The following is a 16,720-nucleotide window of genomic DNA, read 5'->3' as shown; positions in this document are numbered from 1 at the left end:
TACAATTGATCGCGGTAGGGAAACGGCACTGCCGTGTCCTCCGTTTATATCATTCCGATGAAGAGCGGAATTGATATCACTCTCAAGCGGTTCAATTGAATAACCGAGCTAGGTTAATTGTTCAAGAGCGATATCAACCGCATCCACTGAAACACGAAAAAACTTTTAAACAAAGCTTAAAAATGAAACGGTATCGAGCGGCAATGGATAATAATTATTTAGTTCAAATTTTAAACTCTGCCAGTTAACGCTCGATATCTAACACCAATCTCAGAAGGAAATTTATCCGGCTTTAAGAACTTCATAAGTTCTTAAAGTTCTGATTTAATCTGCTTAAGTGGGGTTAAAGCTAAGAATTTTAAGAATGTTTTTTTAATTATTTAGTAATGCATAAATCCACGTTTTTGTCAAATTAATTTAGATGCGTTTACCCTGCCCCAGAAGTGACAAAAGAGGGATTATATCAACTCCCGTAGCATCGGAATTAATATTACCCAGAGTCAGGACACGGTAGTGCCGTGTCCCTACCCCAATTAATTGTAGGGACACGGCACTGCCGTGTCCTCAGTATCATTCCGATGCAACCGGAAACGATATTATTTTGCCCTTCAAAATCAAGTTCCAATTGCCTAACTAATCGATCGCGCCAGACAGGGCTGGGTGAGCTGCGGCCCACCCTACGTTATATCCGTTTACTTCACAGCAAGCTCGATCGCACTCCCAACCAACTGCTCGTAATCCGCCAACAACCACGGAGGCAAACAAGTATTCGCATCCTGAACCCGCAACTGTCCTAGGCGACAATACAGCATCGCCGCCAACAAATTATTCACAGCTTTAGGCGTTCCAAACCCTTTACTCAACTCAACAACCAACGAATTAAAAAACTCGCGATCGCTCTCATTCAGCGGCTCGTTAATAAACCCGCTGCCCAGCATTGCTTTGTAACCCTTGCCAAAATCGCTCCGGTACAAAACTTCTACTTGTTCGCCGGAAACGCTCAGCCACAAATCGGCAATTTGCTTGCGAATATGCCGCAAATCTGCTATTACCCATTCAGCCGTCGGGTCAATTTCATAAAGATTGATGGCAGCAGTTAATTGATTGAGAAACTGCGGCAGATAATCTTGTTTGACAACTGTTTGTTCTGTTGTCGCAAATGCGCTTTCAAACACCTTTTCGTAATCTTCAAGCAACCACTGCGGCAAGCGGGTGCGAGCATCGGGAACCCGCATTTTTCCCGGAACAAAATACAGCATCGCACCGAGCAGAGCATTGATAGCTTGAGGCTGCACCAACCCTTTGCTAATTTCGGTCAATTTATGCAAAAACTGCTGTTCGGCTTCAGTCATTGATTCTGCTTGCAAGCCGCAGCTAAGAATTGCTTGATATCCCTTGCGAACTTCTCCTCGGTAAAAACTTTCGAGTTTTTCTAAAGGAACACTCAGCCAAAAATCCGACATTTGTTTTCTGATTTGGCGGAGTTCCAAAACTACCGATTCGTCTGACGGATCGATGCGGTAAAGATTGACGCATCCTAACAGTTGATTCGCAAATTGTGGCGATTGAATGTATTGAGCTAGCAAGTCAGAACTTGAATCAGAATTGACGGCGGCTTCAGTCTCAAAAACTTGTTCGTAATCCCCAATTAACCAGTGCGGCAAACGGTTGCGAGCGTCGGGAATCCGCATGGTTTCCGGCGGGAAATACAGCATCGCCGCGAGCAAGGCGTTGACAGCTTTCGGATGCACTAATCCTTTGCTAATCTGGGTTAATTGCTGCAAAAATATTTGTTCGCTTTCTATCATCGCTTGACGTTGGAAGCCGCTCTTTAGCAGGATTTGATAGCTGTTACCTGAAGCGCTTTTGTAGGCGGTTTCGAGGTTTTCGGCGGGAACGTCCAGCCAAAAATCAGCGATTTGTTTGCGGATTTGACGCAGTTCGGATATTGCTGAGATGTTTGAATAGTTTCTTTGGTAAAGGTTGACGGCATTCGAGAGAATATCGCCCAAATCTGCCTGCTTGGGAATGCTATCCTGTAAGCTGTGGGATGCTTCCAGGTGGCTGGTTTGCCATTTGCCAAAGAGTTCTTGGAATAATTTGCCGATCGCCCCAGAGTATGCCACACTGTCAAAACAAGCGGGATTAGCTTGCATTTTCTGCTGAATTTCCTGCCGATAGCGCTGCCGCAGTTGGGGATTAGTAGCGAGATTAACTGCTAGCTGAATGTAAGATGCTTCGCTATTGGCAATTAAATCTGGCATAGAGAGCGATCGTAACACAGCCGCCCCCATTCGCGATCGTAAAGTATCGCCATCCCTAACCACAGTTGGAAGTCCCACCTCTAGCGGATCGACAAGAGAAGTAGTCCCCGCATAGGGATAGGAATCCAAATAAACATCCCCCAACTTCAAAACTTCCTTGACATCCGCACGGTTAGGAAAACTCTTCAACACCCGCAAACGCTTAGCATCAATACCATACTTAGCAAAAACGGCTTTCATATTATTCACAAAAGCCCCCCCTGGATAATGATTAGTCCAACTAGGGCCGAAGGGCATTAAAAACAGCACAGAATTAGGAACAGCAGCCATAATCTGTGCCCATGTTTCCCTTAACTCCGGCACTAGCTTATACAAATTCGCACTCGAAATAAACACAACCGATTCCTCGGAAATACCGATGCTATTTCTAGTGAGTTGAATGTTAGGAGTATAAGGTTCTAGGGTATAACTAAAACAGCAGCCAGGCCCGTCAATAGTTGCTAATTGTTCGCGATAATGATCCTGTCCTTCAGGTGCAGGTTCCATCAACTTGCCAGCAATGTAATAGTCAATGTGTCGCATTCCTGTGGTAATGGGAGAATTAAAACAGGTAGTTTGTACCCGCGCCAAGCGATGCAGCGCTAGTAAACTAATGGGATGAGTAACAGCAGTAATATTAGTAGCAATCAGCAGAATATCTAAATCATCAGCGCGGATCGCCTGAACTTGACTTGGCAAGTCATTGGACAGTTTAACCAGTCTGTCAGCGCGACTCTGACAATACTGTTCTAGTTTATTCCCGTCGAGATTGAGAGCGTACAAAATAATTTCAAATTGCTCTCGATTCAGATATTCAAAAGCCGGTAAAGTAGCGAAAGTTTCCGTCATCGCCCCGAAATGTTTAGTCAGGATACCGAGGCGAATTTTATGCCTGTTTGCAGGTCTAGCCGGAAAAATGCAATCTATCGCAGCCCCGCGAGTTTTCATGGCAAATTCAATAATATCTGCCCGCTTCGTGTAGATATCCTTGAGATTTTCACTATTGAAGTACAGAGGAATAAAGTTAGCGCTTTGTGTGAAGAACGAGGCGATATCCTGCCACACTTGTGAGTTTTGGTTCTTGAAGATATTGCTATGCAAATAACTGACCCATCCCTGCACGTATTGGCAATAATTGTCAGCCTCTCCTATTTCTTGAAAGAGAGTAGGCGCAGCAAACATAAATTTGAGATAGTCGTTGACAAACCAATTAGGTATAGCTGCATTTTCATAGTTCAGCAGCAACTGGTCAGCACGACGGTAGAGGGCGGCTGCTAGTAGATAGTTAATATCTTTGGGAGTTTTAATCCCCTGGGAGAGATGTGCTGTTAGTCTATCGATAACAGTCTTTTCGGCATCTGTCAGCGCTTCATCTTTGATATTGCTGTTTAGCAGTAGCTGATGCGCCTTACCTGCATCACCGCTATAGGCATTTGCCAGTTGTTCTGCGGGCAGATTCAGCCAATAATTGGCAAGTTGCTGCCGGGATTGGCGGATGTTAGCGAGGTTTACTTCATTAGCTTGGTCTTTTTGATACTCTCCCACATATTGGGACAGCAAAGTTAAAAATTGTTCGGGTTTGTTAAATTCAACTAATTCATTAGCAATTAAATTGCCGTGTTGCTGCAAAATTTGCTGTGACCAACGCACTTCTTCTGGTCTGTAAAGTTGAGAGTGCAGGTGAATAATTGTGGCTCTCATCAAGTCTAATTTTGGGCGCTCGCCAGCCATTTTTTGGGTTCTGCTAGAGCCGTCGCCGTGCTGCCTGTAATAGAGGTAAGGCTTAGGTAATCGATCGCCTAACCAGCCTTTTTCATAGGCAGAAATCCAAAATTCCCAATCTTCGCATCCCAGCTTCATCACTTTTTTCAAGCCACCTACTTGCTCGTAAATCTCCCTTCTAAATAGGGAAGTAGCGGGGGCTTGATTGTCTATCAAAAACCGATTGGCATCAAAGTCACCGTGGATAACTAAATCGCAGTTAGCTCCGAAGTGCTGCACATCTGTATAGACAAAACCAACCTTCGGTTTTGCTAACAAAATTTCCACGCACTCCTCGATAAATTTGGGATGAAGTTTATCATCAGCATCTAGGAATAAAATAAACTTACCTGACGACTGCTGAACGCCAACATTTCTCGAATCTGCGGGCCCCGTGTTGGGTTTATCTATGAGGCGAAGCGATTTTTGAGGATACAGTTTAATTAAATATTTTCCGAAGTTGCTGGTATCATCCGTGCTGCCATCATTGACAATTATGCACTCCCAGTTTGGATAAGTTTGACTAACAACACTTTCAACAGCTTCTCTGAGTAAAGTTGCGTGATTGTAGCAGGGAATGATTACGCTGACGAGTGTTTCTGCGGAGGTGCGGTAGGGGATGGCATTTAGCTGTGACGGAGAGATTGAAACAGGGACTGTAGTGCCTGGTTTGACTCCCCGGCTGGCGATCCCATATTCATCCCATATTTGCCGAGTTTCTTGCTGCGATATTGGCGATGAATGTTCCAAACCTTGTTGATTTTCGCAGTACAAGCCGAGAATTTCTGGCAAGTACACAATATTTTCGGTTTTGCCAATCCGCAGCCAAAATTCGTAATCGCCAGCCGCCGTAAATTCCGTTCGGAAATAGCCGTATTTTTCGTGCAGAGATTTTCTCCACATCGGTTGCGGGCCAATAATGCAGCGTCGTTCGAGTTCGCTGTAGTCAAATGTCGGCCAATTCCAGCGCTTTTCGGCTTGCGTTTTTGCAAAAGTATCGTTGGCTGTGCTGGTGATTAATTGATCGGCATAAACCAGACTTACTTCGGCGTTTTCGTCCAAGTATTTCGCCATAAATTCTAGGGCATCGGGGCGGTGTCTGTCATCGGTGTTAGCATTAGTAATGTAAGCTCCGCGCGACATCTTAATTCCTCGATTCCATGCGGCATATAATGTCTCGCGGTCAGAAGTGCGAGCGTACACAATCTTCGTATATTTCGCTTGAAATTCCCGCACAATAGACTGTTCGTTTCCTTGGGAACCGCTGTCAATCACTATGATTTCCAGTTCGCCTTGTTTGTACAGCGTTTGCTCTACCAAGTCCTGCAAGCAACCGCGCATAAATTTTTCGGAATTGTAAGTAGAAACGATCGCAGATACTTTAAAAGCCGACGGGACAGGCTGCGACTTCTCAAATGCCGATCGCTCTAAATTGATTTGGTCGCTAGTTTCATATCTAATTATCTGCTGATTTTGGTCAATCATTTGCCCAGCTTGTACAGCGACACTTGTTAGTTCTGCTTGTAACTGATTGGGATTCTTTGAGAGCATTTCCTGAAATTTCCGCGACAAATCCGGCTGGAAAAAACCCGTGAAGTGAATTCCCATCTTTTGCCAAAAATCGTTGATGTAATTCACCGGGTGTTTGACATGATAGGCGATCGCAGTTTCTAAATATTTGACAGTCAACCCTTTTTGCTGAGCGATCAGCGGTATCCACAAATCCCACCAAGGAAGACCTAAACAGAATTGGGAATCAGGAAACTGTTTTAATAATTCCTTGTCAAAGAAGAAGAAATCAAACCCCTTAGCGTAAATTTCTCCGCCTGCTTTTTCGGGATAGTCAACATCTGTTCGCGAACCAAAAACTACGGCATTTTCAGCCTGTTGGCAGATAAAGGAAATTAAATCGCCGTCGGCTTTCAGGCGGATATCTGAATTGACAATACCACAGATTTTTGTACCGCGATCGCGCAAATAAACAAACAGATCGTCAAGATACACTAACGGTCTTCCAACCTCTGCCCGCGCGTCGCGTTTTACCTCATGAAAAGCAACATTTTTATAGATTGGCTGCAATTGACTAATTTCTTCCCGGCTATTGAGCGAAACAGCGTCAAATCCAAGCAATCGCCAGCTTTCTACAGCCGCCCGCTGATTTTCGATATTTCCCGGTGCAATACTCGTTAATATTGCCACACTGTTGCTATCAAAAGCTGGCGAGTTCCTCACACTCAAATTATCAGTATATTGAGGGCTGACTGTGGTTTTGACATAAAAAGCATCCCCCCAAGATGGATGAGATGGAGTTGCCACTGCTACTCGTTGAAAGCCATAAACCCTCAGAAAATCATCCACTTGGTCGATTAACGCGCACCCTTCATAGAGTTCTTCGCAATTAACTTCTGTACTGATTGCATCAATATATTTGAGAGTTTCCCTCGCCCCTTGCAAAGCCAAAAGTTCTGCGCCTTGAATATCAATCACCAGGATATTAAACTCTGATGAATTCAGAGGACTTTCTTGCATCAACGAGTCAAGAGTTTTCGATTGTACAGTTACTTGATTAACCTCCACCATACCGGGATAAATTTCCTTGTGCAGCTTTAGGGGTAGAATGCTGCTGCTCATATCGTGGGAATTCACCCGCAAATTAACAGTGCCGTTTTGGTTGCTGACAGCACAGTTTGCCAGCCACACATTAGGTATCCCTGCTATATTTGCTTTCAACCTTTCAAAGACAGATGGGTTAGCTTCCACAAACAACACTTTTTCCACACCCATCACTTGATATTCCTGCATTTCTTGCCCTTCGTGAGCGCCTATGTGGATCACACCTCGCGGGGCAATTGAGTATTGCTGGCAAAGATTCTGTAAGTCTAAATACCCTAACGTTACAGCTACTGCATTACTGATTTGCGGTACAGTTTTGATCTCCGATATATTATGTTGATCTTCCTCAAATTTTGCGTAGATATCTCCCCACAGCAATGCCTCATTAGCAGACTCTAAATAATTCAAAAGATGACTCTCAGAAACCCATTCAGAAAATAGCAAATTGCTGGCTTCGCCCTTGGCAATGTTGAAAAGTTTATATCCCAGACTTTTAAGATGATTTATGCAATTTTTCGTGTCTTCAATAAATTCTATAGCAAACTCAAATGATATGTAAGGAATTGGTACAGATAGTCCTTTTAATACCTGATACTCAAATCCTTCAACATCTATTTTACAAAATTTCGGGCATCCCCACAGTTCGATCATCTCATCTAACGTAGTAATTTCGACTGTAACAGTTTGATTCCAATCGTATTTTGAAAAACGCCCGGTTTTCCATTTTTGGGAAAAAGTTGATATGTAATTAGCATCAGTACATACTGAAAGATCCATAGTCCCCGCTTGCTCGCCCAACCCTTTATTAACGATGACAGCGTTGGGATTTTGGTGGTATTTTTGAGTTAAGATAGTTAAACAATCCGGTTGCGGTTCAAAGCATATTACTTTCGCCCCAGCAGCTAAATACAAATCAGCTTTCTGCCCAATGTTAGCCCCGACATCAAAAACAGTATCTCCTGCCTCAAAAAAATTGCGAATAAAATTAGTTGCCATTGATAATTTAATGTCCATTGTTCTTAATTATTGTTATTTGCCACCAGTGAAAGCCAAAGTTTAAGATTTTTGTGAACCGTCAATCTTAAACTTTGACCTTTTACAGCATCATTTTATGGAGCGCCCAAGCGCTGACGCTTAAACTTTTTGAGTTGTTCCCCGTTTGGAAACAGGCACATCGTCTGCCCTAGCCTCTGGGGTATCAGAGCGATCGCACTGCTATTTGTCCAAGGCTTGTTCAGAGTTATACGCCAAATCTGCTCCCTAAACAGGACTGCTGGCGATCGCCACCAATTTTGACAATCTTGACAAATTCTGTTCTATAGTGTAGCCGGAAATGTAACCCTTAAGACAGCACCCGAATCTCCTGACGACGCCCGGGGCAGTTCGGTTTCCACCACCTCAGACCGCCGCAGCATAGCCGGGATTCCTCACCACACAAAAACAAGTTACAATTACGTTAAGATTGATGAACATAAATAAAAAATCCCAAATCGCAGGGACTAAAAATTAGGAGGATCGACCTCGGTGAATAAACGCTGGAGAAACGCTGGCCTGTACGCACTGCTGGCTATTGTAGTCATTGCCTTAGCAACGGCATTTTTTGACAAACAGCCCCCAAGTAGGGAAATTTGGAAGTACAGTCAATTCATTCAGGAAGTCGAGAGCAAGAGAGTAGACAAAATAAATATCAGTTCTGACCGCAGCAAAGCTCTGGTCACAGCTCAGGACGGCAACAAGGTAATCGTTAACCTGCCGAACGACCCCGAACTGATCAACATCCTGACCAAAAACAACGTAGACATTTCCGTTCTGCCCCAAAGCGACGAAGGCTTTTGGGTAAAAGCCCTCAGCAGCCTGTTCTTCCCGATCCTGCTCTTGGTGGGACTGTTTTTCCTGGTGCGGCGCGCGCAAAATGGGCCGGGAAACCAAGCCATGAACTTCGGCAAATCAAAAGCTAGAGTCCAAATGGAGCCGCAAACTCAGGTGACTTTCGGCGACGTGGCCGGCATCGAACAAGCCAAGCTAGAACTCGCAGAAGTCGTGGACTTCCTGAAAAATGCAGACCGCTTCACCGCAGTCGGAGCAAAAATCCCCAAAGGCGTGCTGCTGGTCGGCCCTCCCGGAACTGGTAAAACCCTGCTGGCTAAAGCAGTTGCTGGAGAAGCTGGCGTTCCCTTCTTCTCGATTTCCGGTTCAGAATTTGTGGAAATGTTCGTGGGTGTCGGTGCTTCCCGCGTCCGCGACTTGTTTGAACAAGCTAAATCTAACGCTCCTTGCATCGTATTTATCGATGAAATTGACGCGGTAGGCCGCCAGCGGGGAGCAGGTTTGGGCGGCGGTAACGACGAACGGGAACAAACCCTGAACCAGTTGCTGACAGAAATGGACGGTTTTGAGGGCAATACTGGCATCATTCTGATTGCTGCCACAAACCGCCCCGACGTGCTCGATGCTGCGCTGCTGCGTCCGGGTCGCTTCGATCGCCAAGTTGTGGTCGATCGCCCCGACTTCGGAGGCCGCCTAGAAATTCTCAACGTTCACGCCCGCGGCAAAACTTTGTCGAAAGATGTGGACTTGGAGAAAATCGCCCGCCGCACTCCCGGTTTCACCGGTGCCGATTTGGCGAACTTGCTCAACGAAGCAGCAATTTTGGCCGCCCGCCGCAACTTGACCGAAGTCTCGATGGATGAAGTCAATGATGCGATCGACCGCGTGCTCGCCGGCCCAGAAAAGAAAGACCGCGTGATGAGCGAAAAGCGCAAAACTTTGGTAGCTTACCACGAAGCCGGTCACGCTTTAGTTGGTGCTTTGATGCCCGACTACGATCCCGTGCAGAAAATTAGCATTATCCCCCGCGGCCGCGCTGGCGGTTTGACTTGGTTCACACCGAGCGAAGATCGGATGGATTCTGGCTTGTATTCTCGCTCTTACTTGCAAAATCAAATGGCGGTAGCTTTGGGCGGCCGCATTGCTGAAGAAATTGTCTTCGGCGAGGAAGAAGTGACAACCGGTGCCTCGAACGACTTGCAGCAAGTGGCAAGAGTAGCGCGGCAAATGGTGACTCGCTTCGGAATGAGCGATCGGCTAGGCCCTGTAGCTCTCGGTCGCCAACAAGGCAATATGTTCATGGGTCGCGATATCATGGCCGAACGGGATTTCTCGGAAGAAACCGCAGCGACGATCGACGATGAAGTGCGTTTGTTGGTAGAACAAGCTTACCGCCGCGCTAAAGATGTACTTGTCGGCAACCGCCACGTCCTTAATGCTTTGGCAGATATGCTGGTGGAAAAGGAAACTGTGGATTCGGACGAATTGCAAAATTTGCTGGCTAATAGCGATGTCAAAATGGCAACTATTGCCTAATTGATTTTGGATTTTCGATTTTCGATTGAATCTAAAGTTTGAAATCCGTAATTGGGGTGATTCTGGGATTGTCTGGAATCTCCCCAATTTTTTATAGTAGGGTGCGTCGCTGCGACAATTCTCGCTATTTGCAGTTATCCCATCGCGACGCACCGCATGGTAGCACTACCTACCACTACCTACTAAACCTTGATTGTCCTGCCTGATTTTGGCTGACGAGCTTTGGCAACAACGGCACTGCTCATACTTTTTACCATTAGCAATAACATGACCGACAAACCCAGACCTACTACATCATTAAGCAAGAACAACCATAAAGGCTCTATTTCTGGACTCTGCCTCTGCATTCTTGAAAATTCACGGTTCAAAATATTTGAGGCAATAGTTAAAGCATAGAACCCTCCGATCAGGGGATTTATATACTCGGCAAACTTTGCTAATTCTCCCCCTTCCTGATTAAATCTGTTGGCAAATGTTGAGAGTGCATTCCAAATTCCCCATATACTGTATATCGGTATGATAAATCTTGCCATCGCTCCTCCTGGGGTGATAGGATAATCATTGAAAAGAACCTTGAGATCGACGTGCAGGCGATATAGCCAGACTAGAAAAAGCACGAACAAAATCAAGGCGACAAGAATTGTAACAATCAACAAAATCTGCTGCAAACCTTGAAGCGACGCCTCAATCGTTGGTGCAATTGCTTTCACCGAAGTTAAAAGCAGGGAAACGATGTTTAACGAGACGTTAGCCCAAGCGAACTGCATTAATAATCGACTAACTCCGTGGGACTTGAGAGGAGTAGCTGCATCAGAATTCTTCATTAGGTCTCCCAGAAAATTTGCCGCAGGAGGCTGCACCCACAGCAGACACGACTATATTAGTTTACATTTTTTTGTAGAGAGCAGCAACGTGTAACTTCTTCCCAAGGAACTCTTGGTTCATCTTTTCTAGATTCAATAATTATGCCATCGTAAACATCTTCCCAAAGTTCGCCTGGGTACTCGAAGTCAAGCAGCACCGCAATTTTTTCGCCTTCAGAATCAACTAAAAACTGAAAGTCGATCGGTTCGCCGCATTCAGCCAGCACGTCAGCCCAAAATGCACTGTGTTCTTTGAGGTCAACAATTGCAGCGGTTTTGTTGCCCTTATTGTCAGTTAAAAATTGAACGCCCCGCATAGTGTAGTTTGGCATATATCGGAGTGAGTAATGTGTATTAAAATTATATGCGAGTCAGAATTATCTGAGTGTCAAATTTGCGATCGTTACCAATTTAAAATCCTTCGACGATCGCGCTCACGCCGCAGTCTAAAATCTAAAATCTAAAATCTAAAATCTAAAATTTTATGAATCATCAATCTTGGTTGAAACAGCTAAAAAAACATCGAGCGATCGCCGTTATCCGTTCCTCCGAAAAGAAACTTGCTTGGCAAATGGCATCAGCGGTAGCAGCAGGAGGAATCCAGTTTATTGAAATTACTTGGAACACCCACAAAGCCGCTGAATTAATTGCCCAACTCCGCTCAGAATTTCCTACTTTTAGCATTGGCACAGGCACTTTATTAAACTTAGAAGAGTTGCAGCAAGCAATAGACTGCGGCGCTCAATTTCTGTTTACTCCGCACACCGATGTAGCTATGATTAAAACAGCAGTTGATGCCGGAGTGCCGATCGTCCCCGGTGCTTTTTCTCCCACAGAAATTTTGACCGCGTGGCAAGCAGGCGCTACCTGCGTTAAAGTGTTTCCCATATCGGCTTTGGGAGGCGCCGCCTACCTGAAAAGCCTGCAAGGCCCCCTGGGAAACATTCCTTTGATTCCCACTGGCGGGGTGACGCTGGAAAATGCGAAAGTATTTATTGACGCCGGGGCGATCGCCGTTGGTTTAGCCGGAGACTTATTTCCCAAACACTTAGTGGAAAATCGAGATTGGCGGGCGATCGTCCAAATTGCCCGAACTCTCTCCCAAAACTTAACAACTTGTTAAGCCCTCTTTCCAATCTAAAATCTAAAACCTAAAATCTAAAATAGTACAAGCCAATCTAAAATCTAAAATCTAAAATCTAAAATAGTACGAGGTGTGAGGAATGAACAGCATTATCAACTCAATTTACTTCCGCCGCGCTGGAACTTTCTGTGCCGGCTGCGCCCTCACTTTTGCTGCATTCTGCGGCGGTTCAATTCCTGCAATTGCCGGCGAACAGCACAACATAATTGCCAATAAAATTATGCAGTTGCAGCAATCCAGTCAGCGCTGGATTGAAATTGATTTGTCAAGACAAAGGCTAATAGCTTGGGAAGGAAATACAGCAGTTTACGCGGTGGTTATTTCCAGCGGCAAATCATCGACTCCCACCCGCACGGGAACCTTTGCGGTTGAAACCAAATACCGCGTTACTAGAATGACTGGGCCGGACTACGACGTGCCCGACGTTCCCTATACAATGTATTACGACGGCGGCAATGCAATTCACGGCGCTTACTGGCACAATTTGTTTGGCAATCCCGTTACTCACGGCTGCACAAATGTAGCTGTAAATCACGCTAAATGGTTATTTGAATGGGCCTCGGTGGGAACACCCGTCGTAGTGCACAAATCTCAGGTTTAGGGAATTGGGAATTGGGCATCGGGCATCGGGCATAGTCGAAAATTATTAGAACTGATGCACCGGTGGTCAGAAACCGGGTTTTTTTGCGAAATACTGCGTTACAAGCCGTAGATTCGGTCAAAAACCCGGTTTCTTCGATCGGAGTTCATCAGTTATGGTTTTTTTAGCTTGCTTACTTTACTGCTGTTTTTAACTACAATCCCAATTGTATAAAACCTTACTAAAATCTAATTGTCTGAGTGCTGATTCATCAATAAAAAAGTTACATACACCAGTGTCTCCCCACATAATATACACTGTCTCATCTCGATCGGTATCCATTTGGAATAGAAGAATATCTGCTTTGTGACATCGACGATCGTATTGTGTAAAATCAGGATAACCACCTATTTTATGACCTCGAAAAGATGATATTTCTTGGTACTCAAGGTAAATTTTACGCTCGGTGGTAAAAAACTCATCAATTTCTCCTAAAAGTTGGGTAAATTGGCGGTCACTGGTACTAATCGGCGCATATTTTTTAATAAATTGCAAGCCGCAACAGCCATGAACAGGAAAATATTCTGGTTCCGGCAAAAAATCATAATTGGTAATCATGTTTTCAACTGTGAAGTTGGGCTGAGAAAAATAGATTATTTTGAATTGTTGTTCGAGTGCGGGATTATCTACATTCGCGGAATTGCCCAACTCTAAACCATATAGGTCATCGTCGGCTATATAAAACTGCAAAATCCCCCGATCGGGAAAACTATCTAAAGGCGGTACTTCAGAAAAGTTGATTTGTGCTAGCAAGAATAAATATTTACCCTCAGCAGTTTTAGGATAGTCAAAGCCTTTAGGTAAATAGGGCAATCCCCCAAATTTACTCTGCCACCAATTAACCTGGTCATTATTCTGGGTTTTAATTTCGATGTAAGGTTTAATGGTAGCTTCGATTCTGTCGCGATACTTTTCTAGTTCGGGAGAAAGTGGAAATTCTAGTTGATAATTCATCTGTTTTTAACAATCAATTTGTTTTGAATGCAATCAGTAGAGTGCGCCGAAGCGCACGTTACCTGTAAAGCCTATTCCTAACTTAGCTGCACCACTGGTTTATCCTCTAACAAAGTTTCATTTGTCAGCAAATCTTCCACGGTAATGCGCAAAAAGCGCTGTTCGTCAACGCGAAACAAAATTTTGACGCGATCGCTCCCCGGATACCCACGCGGCGTCAATTGCGCGATACTGCGAGCTCCGTCCTTGTCATTTAGCGGCTGTACCGATGTTTGACCCGCGAGTTGGCGAGTAATTAACCTATCGCCGTCAAAATATATCTCCGTGCCGCCAGTTTCCGCTCCCAATTCGCCGATAATTAATTCTATACTCGGCTGATTTTCTAAAGAAGCCCCCAAGACTAATTCTATCGGTTCGCTCATCGGATAAGACTGGCCGGATTTAACTAAACTGTGCCAACTGTGGCAATTCTCGCGGCGGTTCCAGTAGCGAATGCCATAACTGTGATAGAGAAAATCTTTGATTTGTATGCCTTGACTCAGTTGCAGAGCACCTTGGGCGATCGCCTCAAAGGGTTTGTCGCACCGAATTTTTGCTGTGTCGAAATATTGCTGCACCCAACGCTGCACTGCGGGAATTTGGACAGTGCCGCCAACTAGCAAAACTGCATCGATGTCGCCAATTTCTAAGCCTTGGCGCCGCGCTTGCTGCAATACTTGATTCATGCACTCGTCGAGGTTGTCAAAAAACTGATGTTCGGCGAGGATAGACTCAAAGCGATCTCGGTCTAATTCTAATTCGTAACTTTCAAAATTTTCGTCATCAAAATAAACCTCAACTGCCTGATTCACCAAAGACAACTGAATCTTTAACCGTTCTGCTAATCTGGTTGTTATCGGAGATTTGGCCAGCTTTTTCGTTTTGACAAAATAGTCAACCAGCCAATTATCAATATCAGAACCGCCCAAATTTTGTCCGGCTTTAGCCAAAACCCGGGCAACTTTTGTTTTTTGGGCTGAAGATTCAGCCAATAACTTTTCGCCCCATTTGAGAATAAAACCGAGGGGCTTTTTGTCGGAGGAAGCGTCCAAACGTACTAAAGAAAGATCGAGAGTTCCGCCACCGAAATCAATTACTAACAGATTTTCGCGATCGGCCAAACCGTAACCCAAAGCAGCAGCCGTAGGTTCATCCAACATCCGCACCTGTTCTACTTGCAGAGATTGAGAAACTTGACCCAACCAATGGCGGTAAGCTTCAAAACTATCTACTGGCACAGTAAAAATCAAAGAATCTACGGGCAAGGGGAGTTCGCGAATTGAGTTCACAATTTGGCTCAAATACCACTCACCTACTCGTTCAAAAGTAACAAGTTGCCCGTCAAGTTCCGGCACAAAACCCTGAACAGAAGTGCCAATTCCCCGTTTAAAATTGCGAAAAAACCGAGAATCTCCACTCAAATCAAGGCCTTTGTCGCGGACTTGCTGACCGACTATAATTTTACTTTTAGCAGCGTCCTCAACGTAAAGCAAACTGGGAATTAGGGGCGGATTTTGAGCCGAGATTGCCGACAATCCCGGTAATTTCAAAGTTTCGGGCTGCTGGAGGGCTTGATTCCAGCGAGCGACGACGGTGTTGCTAGTTCCAAAATCAATTGCGATCGTCATTCAGCCAAAATATACAGCTACTAGGGATTAGATTATATTATGGTATTTAGAGCGGCAAATACAAACATAATATCATGACTCAATCCACTTTCTTTGAAACCGAGAACGAAGAGCCTGTACAGGGAATTACTGAAATTGCAGTATGCGGCTACAAGTCTATTTACGAAGAGTGCCAGATTGAAGTGCGATCGCTGACAATTCTAGCCGGTGCCAACAGTTCTGGTAAGTCTAGCATCATGCAGCCACTATTGCTGATGAAGCAAACGCTAGAAGCCCCTTACGACCCCGGTGGTTTGAAACTTGACGGGCCTAATGTTAAATTTACATCAGCAGAACAGGTATTGTCTAAACTATCTCCAGAAAAATACAGGGATGAGTTTTCTCTCAGGCTGAATATAGACACAGATAATTTTTTTATCAGCTTATTCAGAAAGCAGCCAAAGCACGGGCTTAAAGTTGTTAGAGCGACTTACTGTATTCCTGATTACGATGGTGAAATTTTTACTATTTTTCCCGGAATGCAGCATCAAGAAGTGGTGAAAATTCTTCCTGAAAAACTGGCTGAAGATTACAATCTATTTTTAGATGACATCGACGAGAAAGAACTGCTGTGGAATGTGAGAAATGTCCGATGTTTTCTAGATTTGCGACTTCGCTACAGTCAGTTGAATGTATCCTATTTGCCACCAATGAATTTCCCCAAGCATATTCGCCGTATCATCCACGTTCCCGGGTTGAGAGGCAATCCAGAACGCACCTACAATACCGCAGGAGTTGGCAGTGAATTTCCGGGTTTTTTTGAAAATTATGTTGCTAGTATAGTTAATTACTGGCAAGAAACAAAAGACGAGCGACTGATAAAATTGGGTCAAGCTTTAGAGTTATTAGGACTTAACTGGAAAGTTGAAGCCAGACAGATTAATGACGTACAAATTGAACTGCTGGTAGGTCGTTTATCCCGCAGCGGGAGTGCAAGCGATACGGTTAGTATTGCTGATGTTGGCTTGGGAGTATCGCAAACGTTGCCTGTTTTAGTTGCCTTGCTTGTAGCAGAACCAGGACAATTAGTTTATCTAGAACAGCCGGAAATTCACTTGCATCCTCGCGCTCAAGTTGCTTTAGCACAAATCTTAGTGGATTCTGCAAATAGAGGTGTGCGAGTAGTTCTAGAAACTCACAGCGAATTGCTGCTTTTAGCAGTTCAATCGTTAGTTGCCGAGGGTAAAATATTACCTGATTTAGTAAAACTTCACTGGTTTAAACGGCGCGACGATGGTGTTACAGAAGTCAGCAGTGCCGATTTAGACGAGACGGGAGCTTTTGGAGATTGGCCTGAAGATTTGGGCGATGTTTCTTTGCATCTAGAAAACCGCTATTTGGATGCAGCAGAAGCTGTTTTGTGGAAGCGTTAA

The 16,720-nt window shown here is 44.6% G+C and carries 9 protein-coding genes; 4 read left to right on the top strand and 5 right to left on the bottom strand.

Annotated elements, in window-relative coordinates; all coding sequences use genetic code 11:
- Nucleotides 1-692 precede the first annotated feature (692 nt).
- On the bottom strand, nt 693-7,691 hold the full coding sequence (locus tag QUA02_RS19520; protein WP_333030010.1) for an FkbM family methyltransferase: 6,999 nt from the start codon (nt 7,689-7,691) through the stop codon (nt 693-695).
- Between the two features lie 510 nt (nt 7,692-8,201).
- On the opposite strand from QUA02_RS19520, the gene ftsH3 reads away from it, so the two are divergent.
- Nucleotides 8,202-10,040 (top strand): ATP-dependent zinc metalloprotease FtsH3, encoded by a 1,839-nt coding sequence (gene ftsH3 / locus QUA02_RS19515; protein ID WP_333030009.1) that lies wholly within the window; start codon nt 8,202-8,204, stop codon nt 10,038-10,040.
- A 182-nt stretch (nt 10,041-10,222) separates the two neighbouring features.
- Here the strand turns inward: ftsH3 and QUA02_RS19510 are convergent, their stop codons facing one another.
- Nucleotides 10,223-10,864, bottom strand: a complete 642-nt coding sequence (locus QUA02_RS19510; protein WP_333030008.1) for a hypothetical protein — start codon at nt 10,862-10,864, stop codon at nt 10,223-10,225.
- A 56-nt stretch (nt 10,865-10,920) separates the two neighbouring features.
- Nucleotides 10,921-11,235: a hypothetical protein gene (locus QUA02_RS19505; protein WP_333030007.1), complete on the bottom strand. Its 315-nt coding sequence runs from the start codon at nt 11,233-11,235 to the stop codon at nt 10,921-10,923.
- Nucleotides 11,236-11,387: 152 nt separating this feature from the next.
- Between QUA02_RS19505 and QUA02_RS19500 the strand changes: the two genes are divergently transcribed.
- A complete protein-coding gene (locus QUA02_RS19500; RefSeq protein WP_333030006.1) occupies nt 11,388-12,026 on the top strand; it encodes a bifunctional 4-hydroxy-2-oxoglutarate aldolase/2-dehydro-3-deoxy-phosphogluconate aldolase in 639 nt (212 codons plus the stop codon).
- Nucleotides 12,027-12,126: 100 nt separating this feature from the next.
- Nucleotides 12,127-12,648, top strand: a complete 522-nt coding sequence (locus QUA02_RS19495) for a L,D-transpeptidase (RefSeq protein ID WP_333030004.1) — start codon at nt 12,127-12,129, stop codon at nt 12,646-12,648.
- 189 nt (nt 12,649-12,837) lie between these two features.
- Here QUA02_RS19495 and QUA02_RS19490 read toward each other — a convergent pair whose 3' ends face one another.
- Both QUA02_RS19490 and QUA02_RS19485 read right to left on the bottom strand, forming a co-directional pair.
- A complete protein-coding gene (locus QUA02_RS19490) occupies nt 12,838-13,641 on the bottom strand; it encodes a YwqG family protein (RefSeq protein WP_333030003.1) in 804 nt (267 codons plus the stop codon).
- Between the two features lie 77 nt (nt 13,642-13,718).
- On the bottom strand, nt 13,719-15,308 hold the full coding sequence (locus QUA02_RS19485) for an Hsp70 family protein (protein ID WP_333030001.1): 1,590 nt from the start codon (nt 15,306-15,308) through the stop codon (nt 13,719-13,721).
- Between the two features lie 74 nt (nt 15,309-15,382).
- On the opposite strand from QUA02_RS19485, the gene QUA02_RS19480 reads away from it, so the two are divergent.
- On the top strand, nt 15,383-16,720 hold the full coding sequence (locus tag QUA02_RS19480; protein ID WP_333029999.1) for an AAA family ATPase: 1,338 nt from the start codon (nt 15,383-15,385) through the stop codon (nt 16,718-16,720).

The organism is Microcoleus pseudofavosus SVA1_A4, assembly GCF_036700565.1.
GTDB lineage: Bacteria > Cyanobacteriota > Cyanobacteriia > Cyanobacteriales > Microcoleaceae > Microcoleus.
The sequence above is the reverse complement of the archived record's forward strand: the minus strand, read 5'-3'. Positions and strand labels throughout refer to the sequence as shown.